The 19,669-nt window shown below is 62.7% G+C and carries 21 protein-coding genes and 1 tRNA gene; 8 read left to right on the top strand and 14 right to left on the bottom strand.

The window, feature by feature from the left end:
* Nucleotides 1–54: 54 nt before the first annotated feature.
* A tRNA-Ser gene (locus ASC80_RS05245) sits at nucleotides 55–146 on the top strand.
* 51 nt (nucleotides 147–197) lie between these two features.
* Here ASC80_RS05245 and ASC80_RS05240 read toward each other — a convergent pair.
* From ASC80_RS05240 to ASC80_RS05200, 9 genes are all read right to left on the bottom strand, one after another.
* The gene (locus ASC80_RS05240) at nucleotides 198–464 is read right to left on the bottom strand and encodes an SEL1-like repeat protein (protein ID WP_056293524.1); all 267 of its coding nucleotides are present in this window, start codon (nucleotides 462–464) and stop codon (nucleotides 198–200) included.
* A gap of 1,412 nt (nucleotides 465–1,876) precedes the next feature.
* The gene (gene gatB, locus ASC80_RS05235) at nucleotides 1,877–3,361 is read right to left on the bottom strand and encodes an Asp-tRNA(Asn)/Glu-tRNA(Gln) amidotransferase subunit GatB (RefSeq protein WP_056293521.1); all 1,485 of its coding nucleotides are present in this window, start codon (nucleotides 3,359–3,361) and stop codon (nucleotides 1,877–1,879) included.
* 52 nt (nucleotides 3,362–3,413) lie between these two features.
* Nucleotides 3,414–4,802, bottom strand: a complete 1,389-nt coding sequence (locus ASC80_RS05230) for a patatin-like phospholipase family protein (RefSeq protein WP_056293518.1) — start codon at nucleotides 4,800–4,802, stop codon at nucleotides 3,414–3,416.
* Between the two features lie 139 nt (nucleotides 4,803–4,941).
* Nucleotides 4,942–6,420, bottom strand: coding sequence for an Asp-tRNA(Asn)/Glu-tRNA(Gln) amidotransferase subunit GatA (gene gatA / locus ASC80_RS05225; protein ID WP_056293517.1), 1,479 nt, complete (start codon nucleotides 6,418–6,420; stop codon nucleotides 4,942–4,944).
* Nucleotides 6,417–6,641 (bottom strand): hypothetical protein, encoded by a 225-nt coding sequence (locus ASC80_RS05220; RefSeq protein WP_056293514.1) that lies wholly within the window; start codon nucleotides 6,639–6,641, stop codon nucleotides 6,417–6,419. The genes gatA and ASC80_RS05220 overlap by 4 nt, the downstream gene beginning before the upstream one ends.
* A 23-nt stretch (nucleotides 6,642–6,664) precedes the next feature.
* Nucleotides 6,665–6,952 (bottom strand): Asp-tRNA(Asn)/Glu-tRNA(Gln) amidotransferase subunit GatC, encoded by a 288-nt coding sequence (gene gatC / locus ASC80_RS05215; RefSeq protein WP_056293511.1) that lies wholly within the window; start codon nucleotides 6,950–6,952, stop codon nucleotides 6,665–6,667.
* 159 nt (nucleotides 6,953–7,111) lie between these two features.
* Nucleotides 7,112–7,639, bottom strand: coding sequence for a PAS domain-containing protein (locus ASC80_RS05210; RefSeq protein ID WP_056293508.1), 528 nt, complete (start codon nucleotides 7,637–7,639; stop codon nucleotides 7,112–7,114).
* Nucleotides 7,640–7,749: 110 nt separating this feature from the next.
* On the bottom strand, nucleotides 7,750–8,826 hold the full coding sequence (locus tag ASC80_RS05205) for an NAD(P)H-dependent flavin oxidoreductase (RefSeq protein ID WP_056293506.1): 1,077 nt from the start codon (nucleotides 8,824–8,826) through the stop codon (nucleotides 7,750–7,752).
* A gap of 77 nt (nucleotides 8,827–8,903) precedes the next feature.
* The gene (locus ASC80_RS05200; RefSeq protein ID WP_056293504.1) at nucleotides 8,904–9,128 is read right to left on the bottom strand and encodes a hypothetical protein; all 225 of its coding nucleotides are present in this window, start codon (nucleotides 9,126–9,128) and stop codon (nucleotides 8,904–8,906) included.
* Between the two features lie 48 nt (nucleotides 9,129–9,176).
* Here ASC80_RS05200 and ruvX point away from each other — a divergent pair, with 48 nt between their 5' ends.
* Nucleotides 9,177–9,668 carry a Holliday junction resolvase RuvX gene (ruvX, locus tag ASC80_RS05195; RefSeq protein WP_056293501.1) on the top strand — a complete coding sequence of 164 codons (492 nt, stop codon included), beginning with the start codon at nucleotides 9,177–9,179 and terminating at the stop codon, nucleotides 9,666–9,668.
* A gap of 3 nt (nucleotides 9,669–9,671) precedes the next feature.
* Nucleotides 9,672–10,598, top strand: coding sequence for an AEC family transporter (locus ASC80_RS05190; RefSeq protein WP_056293499.1), 927 nt, complete (start codon nucleotides 9,672–9,674; stop codon nucleotides 10,596–10,598).
* Between the two features lie 6 nt (nucleotides 10,599–10,604).
* On the opposite strand, the gene ASC80_RS05185 is transcribed toward ASC80_RS05190, so the two are convergent.
* Genes ASC80_RS05185 through ASC80_RS05175 form a run of 3 tightly spaced genes read right to left on the bottom strand, consistent with a single transcriptional unit; the run spans nucleotide 10,605 to nucleotide 13,874 of the window.
* Nucleotides 10,605–11,381, bottom strand: coding sequence for a CPBP family intramembrane glutamic endopeptidase (locus ASC80_RS05185; RefSeq protein WP_056295637.1), 777 nt, complete (start codon nucleotides 11,379–11,381; stop codon nucleotides 10,605–10,607).
* Nucleotides 11,382–11,409: 28 nt separating this feature from the next.
* The gene (locus ASC80_RS05180) at nucleotides 11,410–13,056 is read right to left on the bottom strand and encodes an acyl-CoA dehydrogenase family protein (protein ID WP_056293497.1); all 1,647 of its coding nucleotides are present in this window, start codon (nucleotides 13,054–13,056) and stop codon (nucleotides 11,410–11,412) included.
* Nucleotides 13,057–13,115: 59 nt separating this feature from the next.
* The gene (locus ASC80_RS05175; protein ID WP_056293495.1) at nucleotides 13,116–13,874 is read right to left on the bottom strand and encodes a M15 family metallopeptidase; all 759 of its coding nucleotides are present in this window, start codon (nucleotides 13,872–13,874) and stop codon (nucleotides 13,116–13,118) included.
* Nucleotides 13,875–14,001: 127 nt separating this feature from the next.
* On the opposite strand from ASC80_RS05175, the gene ASC80_RS05170 reads away from it, so the two are divergent.
* The 4 genes from ASC80_RS05170 to dprA all read left to right on the top strand — a co-directional run bounded on the left by ASC80_RS05170 (nucleotide 14,002) and on the right by dprA (nucleotide 18,049).
* Nucleotides 14,002–14,955: an aspartate carbamoyltransferase catalytic subunit gene (locus ASC80_RS05170; protein ID WP_056293494.1), complete on the top strand. Its 954-nt coding sequence runs from the start codon at nucleotides 14,002–14,004 to the stop codon at nucleotides 14,953–14,955.
* Between the two features lie 11 nt (nucleotides 14,956–14,966).
* Nucleotides 14,967–16,268 carry a dihydroorotase gene (locus ASC80_RS05165; RefSeq protein WP_056293491.1) on the top strand — a complete coding sequence of 434 codons (1,302 nt, stop codon included), beginning with the start codon at nucleotides 14,967–14,969 and terminating at the stop codon, nucleotides 16,266–16,268.
* On the top strand, nucleotides 16,269–16,859 hold the full coding sequence (plsY, locus tag ASC80_RS05160; RefSeq protein ID WP_056293489.1) for a glycerol-3-phosphate 1-O-acyltransferase PlsY: 591 nt from the start codon (nucleotides 16,269–16,271) through the stop codon (nucleotides 16,857–16,859).
* Between the two features lie 68 nt (nucleotides 16,860–16,927).
* Nucleotides 16,928–18,049: a DNA-processing protein DprA gene (gene dprA / locus ASC80_RS05155; protein WP_056293486.1), complete on the top strand. Its 1,122-nt coding sequence runs from the start codon at nucleotides 16,928–16,930 to the stop codon at nucleotides 18,047–18,049.
* 2 nt (nucleotides 18,050–18,051) lie between these two features.
* On the opposite strand, the gene ASC80_RS05150 is transcribed toward dprA, so the two are convergent.
* Nucleotides 18,052–18,825 carry an SDR family NAD(P)-dependent oxidoreductase gene (locus ASC80_RS05150; RefSeq protein ID WP_056293484.1) on the bottom strand — a complete coding sequence of 258 codons (774 nt, stop codon included), beginning with the start codon at nucleotides 18,823–18,825 and terminating at the stop codon, nucleotides 18,052–18,054.
* Between the two features lie 100 nt (nucleotides 18,826–18,925).
* On the opposite strand from ASC80_RS05150, the gene ASC80_RS05145 reads away from it, so the two are divergent.
* Entirely contained in the window at nucleotides 18,926–19,378 is a 453-nt protein-coding gene (locus ASC80_RS05145) for a winged helix-turn-helix transcriptional regulator (RefSeq protein ID WP_056293482.1), read from the top strand.
* On the opposite strand, the gene ASC80_RS05140 is transcribed toward ASC80_RS05145, so the two are convergent.
* Nucleotides 19,375–19,593, bottom strand: coding sequence for a hypothetical protein (locus ASC80_RS05140; protein WP_056293480.1), 219 nt, complete (start codon nucleotides 19,591–19,593; stop codon nucleotides 19,375–19,377). The genes ASC80_RS05145 and ASC80_RS05140 overlap by 4 nt on opposite strands.
* Nucleotides 19,594–19,669: the final 76 nt, after the last annotated feature.

Here is a 19,669-nt window from a genome sequence, read left to right as displayed (position 1 = left end):
AAGGGGAATCGGAGCTTGCGGCTCACCCCCGTGTCAGGCATATCGGGCGTCGATGGAGACGTGGCCGAGCGGCTGAAGGCACTCGTTTGCTAAATGAGCATACCTTGAAAAGGGTATCGAGGGTTCGAATCCCTCCGTCTCCGCCACTTGCACCGCCGGTTTGATTGCAACAACGCTACATCTGACCGGCAGAACGGTCAGTGCATCGTCATCCACGCCCGTGCTTCGCGCTGGGCCATCGCGATCTGCTCCTCGGACATCAGTTCCGCGATTTCCCGACGCAGCGGGAGAGCGTCCACCCTGCCCTTCAGCGCGGCCAGATTGAACCACTTATGTGCGGCCACGAGATCGACCATGCCCGAGCGGCCGGTCGAAAACATCATGCCGAGATCGAACAGCACATCGCCGCTCGCACAAGTTTCCGCCGGCATCGCCGCCGCGGTCTCGATCAGTTCCTGGAACATCCTGTCTCTCCATCTCTGGCCACACCGGATGTCCGGATGCGGCTCCTGTCTCTCTGATAACGCGCCTGAAATTCGCCTCGCCGTTTGCCGGCTTGTTGCGATCATCTGACCCGTAAAATTTGAAGAGCAGTTTAAATATCGCGATGAATCGAACGTGAATAAGGAAAGGGTGCGCGGCGGGCACGATCTCGAAAACCAGCCATTCGCAAGGGTTTTCGGCAATCGTGAAAATCGATTCACCGTGGTGTTTGATGCGGTGATAACCATCGCGACAACAGCGCGGTATAAGATCAGGTCGCGCCGATCGGCGGTCCGGAATTGGTGTCTGGGAATTAAGAGAGAGTGGCGGCCGGGAATCTTATCGGCCGGCTGAACGGGACAAGGCCTCGTTCTGACGGCTGCACGGAGCAGCCGGTGGAACGAGGGCGTCGGTGAACACGTCAGAGCAGAGATTTCAACCGGACAATCGATCCGCCGAAATTGCGGAATTCAAGTTCCGCAACGAACGAAAAGCACTTCCGCTTTTCTGCCGAACCATTACCGAACCGGGTTGCCCCGTCCTGATGGCGATCCGACCGTCTCGCCTGATGTCTCGCCGACACCCTCTATCGTCAACCCGAGCCGCCCGGTTCAAATCCGTTTCGAGAACGGACGATGCTGGCGGCTCACCTGACGTTGCCGGCATAAAGTTGCCGACAATTCCGTAAGGCGAAGCCTTACTTCTTCTTCTTGGCGACCTTGCGGGTCTTCTTCGCAGTCTTCTTCACTGCCGACTTCGCTTTCTTCGCCTTCTTCGCCTTCTTCGCTTTCTTGGCCATGTTGCCCTCCTAAGTTAGTGAGATGGCTTAATCGCTGTGTGCACTCGGGAATCGAAATGCACTTCAACCGGATTACACCAACACGTTCAAAAAAACAGCGTCCCGCTTAAGGAAGTGTTGACGCATGAGGCACGATGCGCATCGCGAGCGCCGATCGCCGGCTTCGCAAGAGACGTTCGCGACACGACGCGGTCTTCATTGAAACTTCGAAACGCGCGATCGCGAAATTCAAAGAAACGCTTGTACTGCGCCTCTATCTTGCATTCGCGCACTCAAGCAATCGACGATACCGCCGCACAACGCGATGAGCGACACCGATCAAAAAACACGTTTCGCGGACTCTGAGTCGCGAAATTTGGCAACGAAATTATTTTTTGGATTTTTTGCTTTTTTCCCGATCGCCGATCGCAAAGGGAAACTTTTCGGGTCGTTTCCGGAAATCTGATTCGCGCGCCGCCAGCGACTTTGCGAACCATGCGCGGCGCATTTCGGCAGCGGCGCGCGTTCATCATCGAGTCAAAAATCGGGTCGAGCGCATCCGCGTCCGGCGTGCGGCGGACAAAACCGGAGACCGATTTTGCATTCACGCGCGCGTCAGATGCCGAGTTTGGCCTTCAGCAGATCGTTCACTGCCTGCGGGTTGGCCTTGCCGCCGGACGACTTCATCACCTGACCGACGAACCAGCCGATCAAAGCCGGCTTCTCCTTCGCTTGCGCGACTTTGTCCGGATTGGCGGCGACAATGTCGTCCACCACCTTCTCGATCGCGCCCAGATCGGTGACCTGCTTCATGCCGCGCGCCTCGACAACGGCACGCGGGTCGCCGCCTTCGGCCCAGATGATCTCGAACAGGTCCTTGGCGATCTTGCCGGAGATGGTTTTCTCCCCGATCAGATCGACAATCGCGGCAAGCTGGTCCGCCGACACCGGGGAAGAGACGATGTCCTTCCCTTCCTTGTTGAGCCGGCCGAACAACTCGTTGATGACCCAGTTGGCCGCGAGTTTGCCGTCGCGAACCTTGTCAGCGAGCTTCGACAGCACGGTCTCGTAGAAGTCCGCACTCTCGCGCTCGCTTGCCAGCACGCTGGCGTCGTAGGGCGTCAGGCCGAACTCGGCGGCAAAGCGCGCACGTTTTTCGTCCGGCAGTTCGGGCAATTCCGCTTTCAGGCCATCGACATAGGCCTGGGTGAACTCGAGCGGCAGCAAATCCGGATCGGGGAAGTAACGATAGTCGTGCGCCTCCTCCTTGGAGCGCATCGACCGCGTCTCGCCCTTGTTCGGATCGTAGAGCCGGGTTTCCTGCTCGATGACACCGCCATCTTCCAGAATGCCGATCTGGCGGCGTGCTTCATATTCGATCGCCTGGCCGATGAACCGGATCGAGTTGACGTTCTTGATCTCGCAGCGAGTGCCGAGGGGATCGCCGGGCTTGCGCACCGAAACGTTGACGTCCGCGCGAAGGCTGCCCTTCTCCATGTCGCCGTCGCAGGTGCCGAGATAGCGCAGGATGGTGCGCAGCTTGGTGACGTAGGCCTTCGCCTCCTCCGACGAGCGGATATCGGGCTTGGACACGATCTCCATCAGCGCGACGCCCGACCTGTTGAGATCGACGAACGACATCGTCGGGTGCTGGTCGTGCAGCGACTTGCCGGCATCCTGTTCGAGATGGAGGCGCTCGATGCCCACCGTGATGGTCTCGCCGTCGCTGATGTCGACGGTGACGACGCCCTCGCCGACGATCGGCGACTTGAACTGGCTGATCTGGTAGCCCTGAGGCAGGTCCGGATAGAAGTAGTTCTTCCGGTCGAAGGTCGACTTCAGATTGATCTGCGCCTTGAGACCGAGGCCGGTGCGGACCGCCTGTGCGACGCACTCCTCGTTGATGACCGGCAGCATTCCGGGCATGGCGGCGTCCACCAGCGACACGTGGTCGTTCGGCGCGCCGCCGAATTCGGTCGACGCCCCCGAAAACAGCTTGGAGTTCGAGGTCACCTGGGCATGGACTTCCAGCCCGATGACCATTTCCCAGTCGCCGGTCGCGCCCTTGATGAGTTTCTTCGGATTGACGGTTACGTTCATGAGGCGGCTTTTACCCCGGCCGGGAGGGTGAGAAAACCCCTCCAAGCACCGGTCACAGGCTGGCAGCGAAGCTGCGGAAGGTCGGATTGACGCGCAATGCGTCACGCCCGGCGGCGATGATATCGTCGACCTGCTGCGGCGGCAGCCGGAACCGGGTCGGGATCGCCTCCAGCTCTGCCGCCCGCGCCCGATCGAGCTGATCGAAGCCAAGCCGGCCGACGAAAAACTTGAGGTCGCGACAATTCCAGTTCGCGGGCGCGCCGTAGCGCTTGCGATCGGCGGCCGACAGGCCGCACCGCCAGCGCACCAGCGCCGATTGCCAGTCCGTCATCGTGGTGTCGAACGCGGTGAAACTTCCGGCGACGCTGGCATCGATGGTGGTGTCGACCGCCGCCTTCACCAGATCGACGCCGCTCGGACCCTCAACCGTATTGACCCAGTTGCCTGCGACAGCGGTTTTGGCGTCCACCACGAGGAACAGCGCGCGCCTCAGCTTCACCGCCTGGGTCGGCGTGAGCGGGCCGTAGGGCGTGTCCGAGGACAGGCGCGCGATGGTGAAACCGGACAGTCCGTAGTTGTCGACCAGCCCGCCATCGAGCAGCTTGATGTAAGGGATCGAGCCATCGTGATAACGGCTGATCGCCCGAGCGAATGCATTGAGCATCGGCGGTGCATTGGGATTGTCGCGCGCCTTGACGATCCAGGGAGGCAACGGGACCTTGCACTTGTTGGGGAAGGTCTCGATCACCACCGGTGCAAAAGCGACAGGAACCGCGGCCGAGGCGGCGACGGCGCTTGCGAGAGGGTATTCCGACAGGTCGCTGCACATGGCGCGGAAGGCGGTCGCACCGAACACGAACGGCGTGCGGTTGTAGATGTCCGATGCGTTGATCCACACGCGCGGACGTCCAGCAGCGCGGAATTGCCCGAAGGTGGCGCCGTGGAAAAGATTGGCATCGAGCCAGCGCGGAAAGCCGGTCGAGTCATTGATGCCGCCGGCGAAGGCCCGCGGCAGTGTCGCCAGTGACAGGTCGGTCTGCAGCCCCTCTTCCGCATTGCGGAGCAGGAATTTCTCGCGGAAGTCGGCCAGCGCCGCGCGCTTTTTCAACCCATAGTAAGCGGCTGTCACCGCGCCGCCCGACACACCGGAAATGAAATCGACCCGATCGATCATCGGCCCGCCGGTGCCGCGAAGCGGAATCCGCTCCATCTCGGACAGAACACCAAAGGAAAACGCGGCTGCCCGGGTGCCGCCCCCCGAGAATGAGAGGCCAACGACGATATCGTCCGCGATGGCTTCTTCCTTGAAGCTAAGCTCCAGCCTGTTGGCGAGCGTCTCAGGATCACCCGGGATATTGACCGGTGCATTCTGAATCGACGCACAGCCGAGCAGCACGCCGCACACCGCCATCACACTGAGAGAAGTTCGCGCCGAACGCATCGATCACCACCGTCCCGATCGGATACTATCGCCCACCCGGCGATTTTTGACCAATGCAACCGGCGGTCGCCGTTCAACCCCCGGTATCGTGGTTAATCCGCGACCCTGCCGACGTGCCGGCCGAACGCGTTCGCGCCGCTCACGCCCACCAGTTTTTCGGCGTGAAGTTTCCCGCCGCCTGCTCGATGACCTCGCCGAGCGAAAACAGCGTTTCCTCCTCGAACGGCCGCCCGATCAGTTGCAACCCCAGCGGCAATCCCTGCCCGTCCTTGCCGGCCGGCACCGCGATACCCGGCAAGCCCGCCATGTTCACCGTCACCGTGAAGATGTCGTTGAGATACATCTCGACCGGATCGGCCTGGCCTTTCTCTCCGATGCCGAATGCCGCCGACGGCGTCGCCGGTGTCAGGATCGCCTGAACGCCTTTGGCAAAGCAGTCCTCGAAATCCTTCTTGATCAGGGTGCGGACCTTCTGCGCGCGCAAGTAGTAGGCGTCGTAGTAACCCGCCGATAGCACATAGGTGCCGATCATCACGCGGCGGCGGACCTCCGGCCCGAAGCCTGCGGCTCGGGTGTTCTCGTACATCTCGGCGATGTTGCGGCCGTTGACCCGCGCGCCATAACGCACGCCGTCATAACGCGCGAGATTCGACGAGGCCTCCGCAGGCGCGACAACATAATAGGCTGGCAGCGCGTATTTGGTGTGCGGCAACGAAACCTCGACAAGCTCGGCGCCGGCGGCTTTCAGCCATTCTGCGCCTTGCCCCCACAGTGCCTCGATCTCGCCGGACATGCCGTCGAGCCGGTACTCCTTCGGAATGCCGATCTTCATGCCCTTGACCGATTGTCCGATCGCCGCCTCATAGTCGGGGACCGGACGATCGACAGATGTCGTATCCTTCGGATCGTGGCCTGCCATCGACCGCATCAGGATCGCGGTATCGCGCACGGTACGCGCGAACGGCCCGGCCTGATCGAGCGACGACGCGAACGCGACGATGCCCCAGCGCGAGCAACGCCCGTAGGTCGGTTTGACGCCGACGATGCCGGTGAAGGCCGCGGGCTGGCGGATCGAGCCGCCGGTGTCGGTGCCGGTCGCACCGAGACACAGGCTGGCGGCGACCGCGGACGCCGAGCCGCCGGACGAGCCGCCCGGAACGAGATTGACGTCGGAGCCTTCCCGCCGCCACGGGTTGATGACCGGTCCGAATGCCGAGGTCTCGTTCGACGAACCCATCGCGAATTCGTCGTTGTTGAGTTTGCCGAGCATCACTGCGCCGTCGCGCCAGAGTTGGGACGTCACTGTGGATTCATACTGCGGCTTGAAATCGCCGAGAATCTTCGAGCACGCCGTGGTGCGGACGTCCCTGGTCGCGAACAGATCCTTGATACCGAGCGGAAGCCCTTCGAGATTGCCGGCCTCGCCTTTCGCAATTCGCTCGTCCGCGGCGCGCGCCATCGCCCGCGCCTGATCCGGCGTCTCGAGCACATAGGCGTTCAGCACACGCGCCTTTTCCATCGCCACCAGATGGGCGTCGGTCAATTCGAGCGACGTGAAGGATTTCTTAACGAGACCCTCGCGGGCGTCGGCAAGCGAAAGAGCAGTCAGATCAGTCATTCATCAACCGGATCGCAGGAGAAAGGAGAACGCGGCGCAGGCGCCGCCGGAAAATGAGTAGAGAGGGCGGTGTCGGCAACGTCCTTGCCCGAAGCCATCATGGCCGCTGCCGCCGCATCCATCGCCTTGTCGGGATCGGCGGCATTGCCCCGACGCTCCATGGCATCGAGATAGTCCATGTAGGCTTTGTAGGCCTTTTCGTCTTCGCACAGCAGGCACATGGCGGCGACCTCGCAACCGGACCTTATTCGACGACTTTCGGCACCAGAAAGAAATGATCCTCGGTAGCCGGCGCATTGGCGAGAATCCTGTCGGGAATCTCCCCGTCGTTGACGACGTCCTTGCGCTTCTTCATCTCCATCGGAATCACCGAGGTCATCGGCTCGACGTTCTCGACATTCACTTCCGACAGTTGTTCGACGAATGCCAGCATCGCATTCAGTTCGCCCTGAAGGTGAGACACCTCGTCCTCCTTGACCGCGATACGCGCAAGATGCGCGATCCGGCGGACGGTGGCTGCATCGACTGACATATTCAAGAAACTCCGGACGGCGGCTCAATTCAGCCCGCCCTATAGAGCATTTCGCGCGGAATCGCCAACTTCAATTGGAGAGAAAAGGTCACGACAGGAAAATTTGCTGCGTTTGTTCAACGACTTGTGAGATGGAGCCAACTGAAGAGTGGCGCGAAATCAGCTGCCTTGCGACGCCGACGAGCTCATGGTCACGAAGGGTGACAGATTATCTTCCGTAAACAGCGTGATCACGCAGTAGATCTGCTCCACGTCTTGCCCCGAACGCGTGAACGGCAGGAGCAACCGCTCATAATTCACGATCGCGCCGTCCTCGCCCCGCACCGGCGTCGAGTTGAACGCCGGCGTCTGACACTCCACGACCTGCCGGTAGGTTTTCAGACCGCGCTCGCGCACGGCCGGCGCCATCACCTCGTTCAGAAGCAGACCGACGCAGTTACGGTTATGCATCCGGTCGAAATCGGAGCCCTGATAGCGGATCGGGTAGCGCGGCGCGCCATCATGCCACTCTACATCGAGCAGCATCAGCTTCTCACGCAGCCGCTCAAGATCGTGTTCTTGAACCGCCGCGGCCTGCGGCAGCGCTGCAGTACCTTTCAGGCGTTCCCATAACTTGAGCATGCCAAGCTGCTGAACGCAGCGAATGGCTTCGCGACCCTCGAAGTCGGTCTTGATGTGGCTGTTCAACAGGAGATTCCGTCGCGCGACCGGGCGCTAGATGCCCGGATCGCGTGAGCTTTACAAGGGGATCGGATTGATCCGGTCAGTTCCGTCGATGGAACCCCGCTTGCCCTGCTTTATTCCGAAAGTTGTTTCAGACGATGGAGTGCCGCGCTTGCCAGCGCCCGCGTCAGATCCGCAGCCGGCATGTCGCGGCCGAGCGCGACCGACTGACCGGCCCACAGATTGGTGAAATCCGTCTTTCCTGCTTTCTCCGCCGCCGCCTTGAGCGGCGCGAACGCCGTCGCCGCATGGGGAAAGGCCGGTGCGTCAGGTGAAACCGGGCCGATCTCCGCCATCACGCGGTTGATGACACCGCGTGCTGGACGTCCCGTCATGACATTCGTGATGGCGGTCGAACTGTCGTCCGCCTGGGCAAGTGCGGCCTGCGCCAGCGCACTGACTTTCGACTCCGGCGTCCGCAGATAGGCGGTCCCGATCTGCACGCCCGCCGCGCCTAGCGCGAAGGCCGCCGCGATGCCCCGCCCGTCGGCGATGCCGCCAGCCGCAATCACCGGAACGCGCACCGCATCCACCACCTGCGGCACGAGAGACATCGTGCCAGGTTGAGATGCGATGTTGTCGGTGAGGAACATGCTGCGATGACCGCCGGCCTCCGCGCCCTGCGCGATCACGGCATCGACTCCGTTGTTTTCGAGCCAGACCGCTTCCTTCACGGTGGTGGCGCATCCGACCACGATGCAGCCGGCCGCCTTCACCCGCCGCAGCATATCCTTGTCGGGCAGTCCGAAATGAAAGCTTACGATCTCGGGCTTCAATTCCTCGACCAGCGCGCACATCGTTGCGTCGAACGGCGCACGATTGGCGCCCTGCACGACGACTCCCGGATCAAGGCCGAGTTCTTTGTAGTAAGGCGCGAGGCGCTTGCGCCATCCGGCATCGCGTGCCGGATCGGCAGCAACCGGCGTGTGGCTGAAGAAATTCATGTTGAGGGGCGCGCTGACGCGTTGCCGGATGATGCCGACTTGCTCGCGCGCCTTCTCGGCGGAGATCGTCGCACACGGCAGCGATCCGAGCGCGCCGGCTTCGCTCGCCGCAATGACCAGTTCGGCGTCCATCGCGGAGGCCATCGGCGCCTGGACAATCGGAACCTCGATCTTGAAAAGGTCGAGCAGTCTGCGATTCGGCCACATCATCCGTTCCTCTCGTCTCTTGCACCGGCGTTCTGGCAAGCCGGAGCGCGCATGACAATGCGACGTTGGTTGCCCGTTCAGGCGGAAACCAGACGCCGGGATGACCAGCGCCGCAGGGCGACCACCGCCCAGATCGCTTCGACCACGCCGAACGGCCAGGCGCCTTGCAGAAAGCCGTAGGCCGAGCCCAGCGCGCAGGCGGCTGCAAATCCGAGGATATACAGGGGATGTCTGTCTTCGAGCGCATAGCAGACAAGCATCGCCGTGACCGCGAACAGGCCGAACAATGTCAGGCCATCCATGTCGTCTCCCCGCTTTACATCGCCTCGCCCGCCGATGATAAGCGGGCCATGCCCGCGCCAATATTACCGCTGACCGAAGCCGCTGCACACTGGCCACCTCGTGGCGCCCTGATCGGCCTCGATCTCGGCACCAAGACCATCGGCGTGGCCGTATCCGATCCGGACCGCAGGCTCGCCACCGGCATCGAAACCATCCAGCGCAAGACTTTCACAGCAGACGCCGCGCGACTGCTGGTACTTGGGGCCGAGCGCAACGTGGCCGGGTTCATCCTCGGCCTTCCGATCAACATGGACGGCAGCGAAGGCCCGCGTGCCCAATCGACCCGCGCCTTCGCCCGCAATTTTTCCAGGCTCACGGATCTCGCCATCGGCCTGTGGGACGAACGGCTGTCCACGGTGGCGGTCGAGCGCGAACTGATCGGGATGGATATGAGCCGCGCCAAGCGGGCCAAAGTGATCGACGAGCACGCCGCGATCTTCATTCTGCAGGGCGCGCTGGACCGGCTCACGGCGCTGCGTAAATCCGCCGGGGATACCTGACCGATGTTCGCCGTCGCCGCTGCCCTGCTCCCGGTTTTCCTGCTGATCGTGATCGGATTCGGATTGCGACGCGTCCTGCTCAAGGACGAAGCGCACTGGGTCGGCCTGGAGCGGCTGGTTTATTACGTGCTGTTTCCGGCGCTGCTGATCCAGACGCTCGCCCGCGCCAAACTCACCGGCGTGCCCGTCGCCGGCGTCGGCGGCGCGTTGCTGATCGCTGTGATGCTGATGATGGCGCTGTGCCTGCTGCTGAGGCCGTTGCTGCAGAAACATCTAGGCCTCAACGGTCCAACCTTTTCATCGCTGTTTCAGTGTTCATGCCGCTGGCAGACCTACGTCGCGCTGGCAGTCGCGGGAAATCTCTATGGAGACATGGGCCTCACGCTCGCCTCGGTGGCGATGGTCGCGATGATTCCGCTGCTCAACATCGTCTGCGTCTGGGTGCTCGCCCATTTTGCCGCACCGACCCGCCTGTCATGGCCGCGCATTCTGCTGACCATCGCCCAAAACCCGCTGATCTGGGCTTGCGTCATCGGGCTGACGCTCAACCTGTCGGGCGTGGCGCTACCCGCGTGGATCAACGATCTCACCGACGCGCTCGGCCGGTCGTCGCTGGCGCTTGGGCTTCTCGTGGTCGGCGCAGGATTGCAACTCAAGGGCGTGCTGCGCCCGCCCCCCGCGGCCATTGTCGCGATTTTCCTGAAACTGATCCTGATGCCGGTGATGGCGATCAGCCTCGGCCATGCCTTCGGTCTCACCGGCGTCAATCTGGCGATCGTCGCCTGCTGCTCGTCGGTGCCGACGGCGTCGAGCGCTTATGTGCTCGCGCGGCAGATGGGCGGCGACGCATTGCTGGTCGCGGAAACCCTGACGATCCAGACCGCCCTCGCCGTATTGACCATGCCGGTGTTCATCGCCCTCGTGGCGTGATCCCGGTCAGGAATGCCCGGTGAGCCAGATCGTCTGCAATGTCGCGGCGAGATTGTTGATGCCGTGGACGATCACCGTCAGCCAGGTCGAGTTGCTGCGGTAACGCAGATAGCCGAGCAGCAGGCCGATCGAGAATACTTCGCCGAGAAAGAACAGATCGTACTGCAGATGCATCGCTGTCCACACCAGCGACGACAGGATGATGGCCCCGACCGGGCGCAGGAACGATTCCGACCAGCCGCGATACAAAAAACCGCGCGCGAAAAACTCCTCCGTGATCGGTGCGCCGACGCAGAATGCCAGCACCAAAAGCCACAACGCGTTGTCGGCACGCGCCGACTTCAACACGTCCCCCATGAAGCCGGGCGCAACATCGCGGCCGATGCTTTTCGACAGCAGATCCCACGCGAAGATCAGAACGATGAGACTGCCGATCCCGATCAGCAGGTTTTTCCAGCCCGGCCACCGCAGCGCGAGATAATCCGCGAACGGCGTGCGCGAGATGCGGATCGCGATCCATAGCGCCGCAATCACCGCAGGCAGCCCCATGATGACGGACAGCGAAATCGTCGTGCCGTTAGCGAGCAGGGCTTTCAGCGATGCGATATCGAGGGCGCCCTCACTGGTCGTGATGACATACGCCACCACGGTGATCTGCCCGAGAAACATCGCCGTGAACGCAAACAGCCCCCACAGCAGCGTGCCCCAGAATTTCCAGATACGCGGCGGTTTCGCCGCCGTCACGGTTTCGATCGGATCGGCGGGATTTTCCAGCGATGTCATCTGCAGGCTTTCATGAAACGGACGCGCATCATGCGGGCAGCGCCCGGTCGAGAAGACCACGAATATCGGCGTCAGCAAGATCGACCGCGCCGTACATACTGCCATGGTCTTCGGCCAGACGCGTTACCGCGAACAGCTCCGCATGTTTCGGCGATATCTCATTGAGCGCCGCCGTCGCCGCGACCAGCGCCAGTTTCTCCACCGCGCGACGCGCAACCCGCTCGACGTCAGGCTCGCGAAAGGTCTTGGCGATGAAGGCGACAGCTTCGGCCGCGCCCGGCAAGTCCCTCGTCAGTGCCGCCAGATCCAGCAATACCGTGATCGCCGCCTCACCCTCGCGCGAGAGCGCGCGCAAGACATCGAGGCACATCACGTTGCCCGAGCCTTCCCAGATCGCATTGACAGGCGACTCGCGATAGTGCCGCGCGAGAATTCCTTCCTCGACGTAGCCGTTGCCGCCCATGCACTCCATCGCCTCGTAGAGAAATCCCGGCGCGCTCTTGCAGGTCCAGTATTTCACCACCGGCGTCAGCAGCCGCATATACGCGGCTTCAGCCTTGTCCGACGGCGCGCGGTCGAACGACCGGCATAGCCGCATCACCAGCGCGGTCGAGGTCTCGACATGCAACGCCATGTCAGCAAGCACGCTTTTCATCAGCGGCTGATCTGCCAGATGCTTCTGGAACACGCTGCGCTGACGGGCGTGATGCAGTGCATGTGCAAGGCCCGAGCGCATCAGGCCGGCGGACGCCGTCGCGCAATCCTGCCGCGTCAGCGACACCATCTGGATGATCGTCGGGATGCCGCGCCCCTCCTCGCCGAGCCGCAGAGCATAGGCATTGTCGAACTCAACTTCGGATGACGCATTGGAGCGGTTGCCGAGCTTGTCCTTCAGTCGCTGAAAATGGATACCGTTGATGCTGCCGTCCGGCGCGAAGCGCGGCATGAAGAAACAGGTCAATCCGCCTTCGGCCTGCGCCAGCACCAGAAACGCATCACACATCGGCGCCGACATGAACCATTTGTGCCCGGTGATGCGATAGGCGTCGCCGTCGCGCACCGCGCGGGTGATATTGGCGCGCACGTCGGTGCCGCCCTGCTTCTCGGTCATGCCCATGCCCATGGTCATGCCGCGTTTGTCCCACCACGGCGCGAAGGCCGGATCATAAGAGCGCTTGCCGAGCACGGGCATCACCTTGGCGCGCAATGCCGGATCGGTCGACAATGCACCGACCGCGGCGCGGGTCATGGTGATCGGACACAGATGTCCGGTCTCGACCTGCGCTGCGATGAAGAATTTCGCAGCGCGGAGCACTTCGGATGCGCCGCCAGCCGCCTCGCCTTTTTCGTTCCACGTCGAGTTGTGAATTCCAGCGTGCGCGCTGTGCGCCATCAACTCGTGATAGGCCGGATGAAACTCGACCTCATCACGGCGATAACCTCGCGAGTCGAACAGCTTCAGCTTCGGTGTATTCTCGTTGGCGAGGCGGCCGCGCTGGGCCATCGCCGCCGATCCCCAATGCCTGCCGAACTCGGACAATTCCGCGATCGCGTCCTTGCCGCCATTGGCCGCGACGGCGTCGACCAGTGGCCGGTCGGTCATAAACAGATCGACGTCCTCGAACGGGGTCGACTGGTTGAAGACTTCGCGGGTCTCGTGTCGGAGCTCTGTCATCGGCCTCAACGTCCCTGTGATCGGCACAATGTATGCCGAAACCTGCCTGCGGCCATGACCTAGCGCCGTTTCGTCACCGGGAAATCGTACGCCACGTTGGCGCCACCCGGCAGCGCGAAGTGCCACCATTCCAGCCGGAAGTTGACGAAACCTTGCCGCGTCATCGCCGAAACCAGCGTATCGCGCCATTTGCGCTGATGCCGCGTGATAGCCTTTGAGGCGGTATGGGCCTTCGCGTCGGAGCAATCGTAGCCCGTGCCCATGTCGACGCTGCCCTCCGGCGTTCGCAGGCCCTCCGGTGCGGTGCAATCGGCAAACCCGGCATTGGGATCGAACGGAGGCACCTTCGCCGCCGGCAGTTGCACCAGCGTCAGATCGACTGCCTTGCCGGTCGAATGACCTGAGTGTCTGACGATGTAGCCGCGCCGGAACAAATCCGCCTTGCTCATCTTCGGATTGTAGCGACGTTGTGCGGCTGTCTCCCGGCCGTCCTGCGCCCAGGCGTACATGTCATCGACCGCGCGCTGCGGGCGATAGCAGTCGAGCATCTTCAGAGACAGGCCACGGGATGCGAGATCGCGCTGCACCCGCGTCAGCGCGGCGGCGACCTTGCGGGTGACGATACACTCCCCGGCCTCATACCCCTTGAGCGGGCGGCCAACGAAATTGTTCGAACCCGCATAGCGGATGTCCTGAAGAATGGTCGGGTCGGCATCGCGGAGGAACACGAAATCGCCCGGCAACGGCTGAGCGGCGGCGACGGAAACAGCCGCCGACAACATCGAAAATCCAACGATCGCCGCTGATACCGATCTCATCCCGAAAATATGTCCCGGCTTTGTTGCCTGCCATTTACCCTACACGGTCACAGGTTGGGGAGAGTATGTCCGGCGCGGGAAATCGCCCTTGCTCCCCTGTCCAACTCTGCCTATAGCTTTGGCTTTAATGACCCTTGCATCGAAATCGTCTTTTGTCCTCGATCACCGGCATCTGCTGGGCATCGAGGGCCTTTCCGTGGCCGATATCACCGGCCTGCTCGACCTCTCGGAAGAATATGTCGAGGTCAACCGGCAGGTCGACAAGAAGCGCACCAACCTGCGCGGCCGCACCCAGGTCAACCTGTTCTTCGAAGCCTCCACCCGCACGCAATCGTCGTTCGAGATCGCCGGCAAGCGCCTCGGCGCCGACGTCATGAACATGTCGGTGTCCTCGTCCTCGATCCGCAAGGGCGAGACGCTGATGGACACTGCGGTGACGCTGAACGCCATGCACCCGGATATTCTGGTGGTGCGGCACCACGCCTCCGGCGCGGTGGAACTGCTCGCCCAGAAGGTGGACGGCTCGGTGATCAATGCCGGCGACGGCGCGCATGAGCATCCGACCCAGGCGCTGCTCGACGCGCTGACGATCCGCCGCAACAAGGGGCGGCTCGAAGGGCTGCTGGTGGCGATCTGCGGCGATGTGCTGCATTCGCGCGTCGCGCGCTCCAACATCCTGCTCCTCAACACCATGGGCGCGCGCGTCCGCGTGGTTGCGCCCTCCACGCTGCTGCCACCGGGCATCGAGCGCATGGGCGTCGAGGTCGCACGTGACATGCGCGAAGGCCTTGAGGGCGCGGACATCGTCATGATGCTGCGCCTGCAGCGCGAGCGCATGAACGGCTCGTTCGTTCCTTCAAGCTCCGAGTACTTTCACTATTACGGCCTCGACCAGAAAAAGCTCTCCTATGCCAGGCCGGACGCACTGGTGATGCATCCGGGGCCGATGAACCGCGGCGTGGAAATCGACTCGATCGTGGCGGATGGCGCTCAGTCGCTGATCCGCGAACAGGTTGAAATGGGCGTGGCGGTTCGCATGGCAGTGCTCGAAGCGCTCGCCCGCAACCTGCCCAACGCGTGACGGGATTGACGATGCTGACCGACCGCCGCCCCATTCTGCTCGCCAACGCCCGCCTGATCGACCCCGCGCGCGATCTCGACGGCCCGGGCGACGTATTGATCGCCGACGGCGTGATCCGCGAGGCCCGTCGCGGCATCGGCACCGCCGGCGTACCGGAAGGCACCGACATTATTAATTGCGCCGGCAAGGTGGTCGCCCCCGGCCTGATCGACATGCGCGCCTTCGTCGGCGAGCCCGGCGCGGACCACCGCGAGACTTTCGCCTCCGCCAGTCAGGCTGCCGCGGCCGGCGGCATCACCACCGTGATCTGCCAGCCGGACACCAAGCCGGTGATCGACAATTCGGCGACCGTCGACTTCATCATGCGTCGCTCCCGCGACACCGCGATCGTCAACATCCATCCGATGGCGGCGCTGACCAAGGGCATGAAGGGTGAAGAGATGACCGAGTTCGGCCTGCTCAAGGCCGCCGGTGCCGTCGCTTTTACCGACGGCGACAAGAGCGTGATCAATGCGCAGGTCATGCGCCGCGCGCTGACTTATGCCCGCGATTTCGATGCGCTGATCGTTCATCACACCGAAGATCCATATCTGGTCGGCGAAGGCGTCATGAATGAAGGCGAGTTCGCCTCGCGCCGTGGCCTGATGGGAATTCCGACCGCATCGGAAGCCATCATGCTCGAACGCGACATGCGACTCGTCGCGCTGACCGGCGGACGTTACCACGCCGCATCGCTGACCTGCGCCGAATCGCTCGAGGTTCTCCACCGCGCCCGCGACAACGGACTCGCCGTCAGCGCATCGGCCTCGATCAATCACGTTACGCTGAACGAAAACGACATCGGCCCCTACCGCACGTTCCTGAAACTGTCGCCACCGCTACGCACCGAGCAGGATCGCGTTGCACTGGTCGACGCCATCGCCTCCGGTCTCATCGATGTCATCATGTCGGACCACAATCCGCAGGACGTCGAGGTCAAACGCCTGCCGTTTGCCGAAGCCGCCCCAGGCGCGATCGGCCTCGAGACCATGCTGTCGGCCGGCCTGCGTCTGGTCCATTCCGGTGAAGTCGAATTGAAAACGCTGATCCGCGCCATGTCGACACGCCCGGCGGAACTCCTCGGCCTGCCCGGCGGCTCGCTGCGCGCCGGCAGCCCGGCGGACATTGTCGTAATCGATCTCGATACGCCTTGGGTACTCGACCCGGCAGACCTGAAATCGCAATGCAAGAACACACCGTTCGACGAAGCCCGCTTCACCGGCCGTGTCGCCCGTACTATCGTCAGCGGACGCACCGTATTCGAGCATGTGTAAATGATCGGAACCCTCCTGCTAGCACTCGCCTTCGGCTATCTCTGCGGCTCGGTCCCGTTCGGGCTGATCCTGACGAAGGTCGCCGGCACGCAGGATCTGCGCTCGGTCGGCTCCGGCAATATCGGTGCCACCAACGTGTTGCGCACTGGACGCAAGGGCCTCGCGGCGGCAACGCTGATCGGCGACATGTTGAAGGGCACGGTCGCCGTGATCGCCGCAGGCTATGCCGCCGGACCGGACGCGGCGATCGCTGCGGGCTTTGGTGCGTTCCTCGGCCACCTGTTTCCGATCTGGCTGAAGTTCAAGGGCGGCAAGGGCGTCGCCACCTATATCGGCGTGCTGCTCGGACTGTTCTGGCCGGCTGCGCTCGCCTTCTGCGCGGTCTGGCTGGTCGTCGCCTTCGTGTCGCGCTACTCGTCCCTGGCGGCGCTGGTCGCGAGCGCCTTGACACCGTTCGGCCTCTACTTCGACGGCCATCCTGCGCTGGCGCTGCTGTTCGCGGTGCTGACCGTCGTGCTCTGGATCATGCACCGCGCCAACATCCAGCGCCTGCTGAACGGGACTGAAGGTAAGATCGGCAGCAAGAGCTAGATTTACCGCTGCTGCCCGATTGCCCGCGCTGGCAAGTTGCGCGACAATTCCGCTCTCCGGGGGCGGGCGTGAACATAGAACCCAGCAAAACAACCAGGCTGACCGATGCGCAGCGGATCGACTGGCTGCGGCTGATCCGTTCCGACAATGTCGGGCCGCGGACGTTCCGGTCTCTCGTCAACCATTACGGCAGTGCGCGTGCTGCGCTCGACCGCCTGCCCGATCTGGCGAGACACGGCGGGGCATCCAAACCCGCCCGTATCTGTTCTCATGATGAAGCGGCCAGCGAGATCGCGCGCGGCGAACAGATGAAGGTTGCGCTGCTGGCGCCGGGAGAAGACGGCTATCCGCCCCGTCTTGCGCTGATCGACGATGCGCCTCCGCTGCTCGGTGTGCGCGGCGCGCGCGACATCGAGATGCAGCCGATGATCGGTATCGTCGGGTCGCGCAATGCATCGGGCGCAGGACTGAAGTTTGCGCAGACGCTGGCGCGCGAACTGGCCGACGCCGGATTCATTATCGCGTCGGGGCTCGCGCGCGGCATCGATCAGGCTGCGCATCGCATCGCCATCCAGAGCGGAACGGTCGCTGTGCTCGCCGGCGGCCATGACAGGATCTATCCGCCGGAGCACGAGGACCTGCTGCTGGAAATGATCGACAGCGGCAGCGGCGCGATTTCGGAAATGCCGCTCGGCCACGGTCCGCGCGCACGGGACTTTCCGCGCCGCAACCGCCTGATCTCCGGCGTGTCGCTCGGCGTCGTTATCGTCGAGGCCGCCCATCGCTCCGGCTCGCTGATCACCGCGCGCTTCGCCAACGAACAGGGCCGCGAAGTGTTTGCGGTGCCCGGCTCCCCGCTCGACCCGCGCGCGGCCGGCACCAACGATCTCATCAAACAGGGCGCGACGCTGACGACGTGCGCCGCGGACGTGATCGACGCGGTGCGTCCGATCATGGGGCGGCCGGTCGAACTCCCGTTCAATGAGCGCGACGACGATCCGATTGACGAAGAACCGCATGCCGACGAACGCACCCGCATCGTCGACCTGCTTGGCCCCTCGCCTGTCGGTATCGACGATCTGGTGCGAATGGCCGACACCTCGCCAGCCGTGGTGCGCACCGTCCTCCTTGAGCTTGAACTTGCAGGACGGCTGGAGCGTCACGGCGGCGGAATGGTGTCGCTGGTCTAGACTCAGCCGCGATAGATCGGCGCGCCGGCGGGCAATGCGGTTGCGCCGCCATCGACAAAGATTTCCTGCCCCTGGACATGCGCGGCATCGTCGGATGCAAGGAACAGCACGGTCTTGGCGATATGGTCGACTTCGCCGATCCGGCCAAGCGGTGTAGAGCGTGACATCCGCGTCTCTAGCGCGGCGAAGGCGCCGGCGGTCGGCGCGGCTCCGTTCCAGATCGGTGTGCGGATCGCTCCCGGTGCGACGACATTCACCCGAATGCCACGCGGCGAGAGTTCGCTTGCCATCACGCGCGCCATGGCGCGGACGCCGGCCTTGGTCGCCGCATAAGCCGAGTAGCCGGGGTTGCCGAGCACGCTGATGACGGAACCGTTGAGAATAATCGAGGCGTTGTCATTGAGATGCGGCAGGGCCGCCTGTACCGTGAAAAAAACTGACGTCAGGTTGGTTCTGATGACCTTCTCGAAGTCCGCAAGCGACGTGCCGCCGAGCGGCGTATTACCGGCAATGCCCGCGTTGGCGAACACGATGTCGAGCTTGCCGAACTTCGCTTCGGCTTGAGTGAATGCCTTGTCGAGCGCCGCCACGTCATTGGCATCAGCGTTGATCGCCAGTCCATTCGCCCCGAGTTCCTTCGCCGCGGCATCCAGCGTCGCCTGATTGCGGCCGGTGATGACCACCCATGCACCTTCGCCGGCAAACAACTTTGCTGTTGCGAGGCCAATGCCGCTGTTGCCCCCGGTGATGAATGCGACCTTGCCCTTCAATCTCATGGAACTCTCCCGTTATCTGGTTTTATAATGAAACTAGACTTGCGAGATAATCCATCGAGTTTTATAATGCAACCACATTATCGTGATTGGGGTTAAGACCATGAAACGAAAAAGCCTCGAAGGCGACCTCTGTCCGATCGCGCGAACGCTGGACGCCATTGGCGACTGGTGGTCGTTGCTGATTGTGCGTGACGCGATGATGGGATCGCGGCGGTTCAGTGAATTTCAAAAAAATCTTGGCGTGGCCAAGAACATCCTGACAGTGCGGCTGCGCACGCTTGTCGGGCAAGGCATTATGGAATCGACGCCGGCATCTGATGGCAGCGCGTATCAGGAATACGTGCTGACCCCGAAGGGGCGCGGGTTGTTTCCTGTGCTGGTCGCGTTGCGGCAGTGGGGTGAAGAGTTCTCATTCGAGCCCGACGAGGCATTCTCGAAACTACTGGATCGCAAAACCCGTCGCCCACTCCGCAAACTCGAGATTCGCGCGCAAGACGGGCGGATTCTCAACCAGTCCGACACGATGGTGATACCGGCGTTACCCTCGGCTTAAATGCCTCCGGGTTTTCGACGAAGCGTTGCGATCTCGTCTGCTTCCATCTGCGCCATGTCGAGCAAGAAACCGAGAGTCTGGTGGCCATGACGCCGCGCGAGGATCGCGAGATCGGCAAGAGCCTCTGAAATAAAGAGTGCCGCCTCGCCCGGCCCGCCATCACCAGGGGCTGAATCCGCCCAATCGTGTCGGGCTTTTTCGCCATGTGCCGCCATCCACCGACCTCCCGGCTACAAGGTCGAGCATTCGCTCATTAATAGTATTTTGTTATGATACACGCAATACGTGTAC

It is taken from the genome of Afipia sp. Root123D2, from assembly GCF_001425835.1.
Lineage (GTDB): Bacteria > Pseudomonadota > Alphaproteobacteria > Rhizobiales > Xanthobacteraceae > Afipia.
This window is presented reverse-complemented; position numbering and strand designations above follow the sequence as displayed.

Excerpts from the sequence above, each read along its gene's own strand:
- ASC80_RS05205 (WP_056293506.1), bottom strand. The coding sequence starts at position 8,826 with ATGTGGCCGAATCGCAGACTGCTCGACCTTTTCAAGATCGAGGTTCCG.
- ASC80_RS05220 (WP_056293514.1), bottom strand. The coding sequence starts at position 6,641 with ATGTGCCTGCTGTGCGAAGACGAAAAGGCCTACAAAGCCTACATGGAC.
- ASC80_RS05185 (WP_056295637.1), bottom strand. The coding sequence starts at position 11,381 with ATGACATCGCTGGAAAATCCCGCCGATCCGATCGAAACCGTGACGGCG.
- ASC80_RS05150 (WP_056293484.1), bottom strand. The coding sequence starts at position 18,825 with ATGAGATTGAAGGGCAAGGTCGCATTCATCACCGGGGGCAACAGCGGC.
- ASC80_RS05140 (WP_056293480.1), bottom strand. The coding sequence starts at position 19,593 with ATGGCGGCACATGGCGAAAAAGCCCGACACGATTGGGCGGATTCAGCC.
- gatC (WP_056293511.1), bottom strand. The coding sequence starts at position 6,952 with ATGTCAGTCGATGCAGCCACCGTCCGCCGGATCGCGCATCTTGCGCGT.
- ASC80_RS05190 (WP_056293499.1), top strand. The coding sequence starts at position 9,672 with ATGTTCGCCGTCGCCGCTGCCCTGCTCCCGGTTTTCCTGCTGATCGTG.
- ASC80_RS05200 (WP_056293504.1), bottom strand. The coding sequence starts at position 9,128 with ATGGATGGCCTGACATTGTTCGGCCTGTTCGCGGTCACGGCGATGCTT.
- ASC80_RS05230 (WP_056293518.1), bottom strand. The coding sequence starts at position 4,802 with ATGCGTTCGGCGCGAACTTCTCTCAGTGTGATGGCGGTGTGCGGCGTG.
- plsY (WP_056293489.1), top strand. The coding sequence starts at position 16,269 with ATGATCGGAACCCTCCTGCTAGCACTCGCCTTCGGCTATCTCTGCGGC.
- ASC80_RS05165 (WP_056293491.1), top strand. The coding sequence starts at position 14,967 with ATGCTGACCGACCGCCGCCCCATTCTGCTCGCCAACGCCCGCCTGATC.
- ASC80_RS05145 (WP_056293482.1), top strand. The coding sequence starts at position 18,926 with ATGAAACGAAAAAGCCTCGAAGGCGACCTCTGTCCGATCGCGCGAACG.
- ASC80_RS05180 (WP_056293497.1), bottom strand. The coding sequence starts at position 13,056 with ATGACAGAGCTCCGACACGAGACCCGCGAAGTCTTCAACCAGTCGACC.
- gatA (WP_056293517.1), bottom strand. The coding sequence starts at position 6,420 with ATGACTGATCTGACTGCTCTTTCGCTTGCCGACGCCCGCGAGGGTCTC.
- ASC80_RS05170 (WP_056293494.1), top strand. The coding sequence starts at position 14,002 with ATGACCCTTGCATCGAAATCGTCTTTTGTCCTCGATCACCGGCATCTG.
- ASC80_RS05175 (WP_056293495.1), bottom strand. The coding sequence starts at position 13,874 with ATGAGATCGGTATCAGCGGCGATCGTTGGATTTTCGATGTTGTCGGCG.
- gatB (WP_056293521.1), bottom strand. The coding sequence starts at position 3,361 with ATGAACGTAACCGTCAATCCGAAGAAACTCATCAAGGGCGCGACCGGC.
- ASC80_RS05240 (WP_056293524.1), bottom strand. The coding sequence starts at position 464 with ATGTTCCAGGAACTGATCGAGACCGCGGCGGCGATGCCGGCGGAAACT.
- ruvX (WP_056293501.1), top strand. The coding sequence starts at position 9,177 with ATGCCCGCGCCAATATTACCGCTGACCGAAGCCGCTGCACACTGGCCA.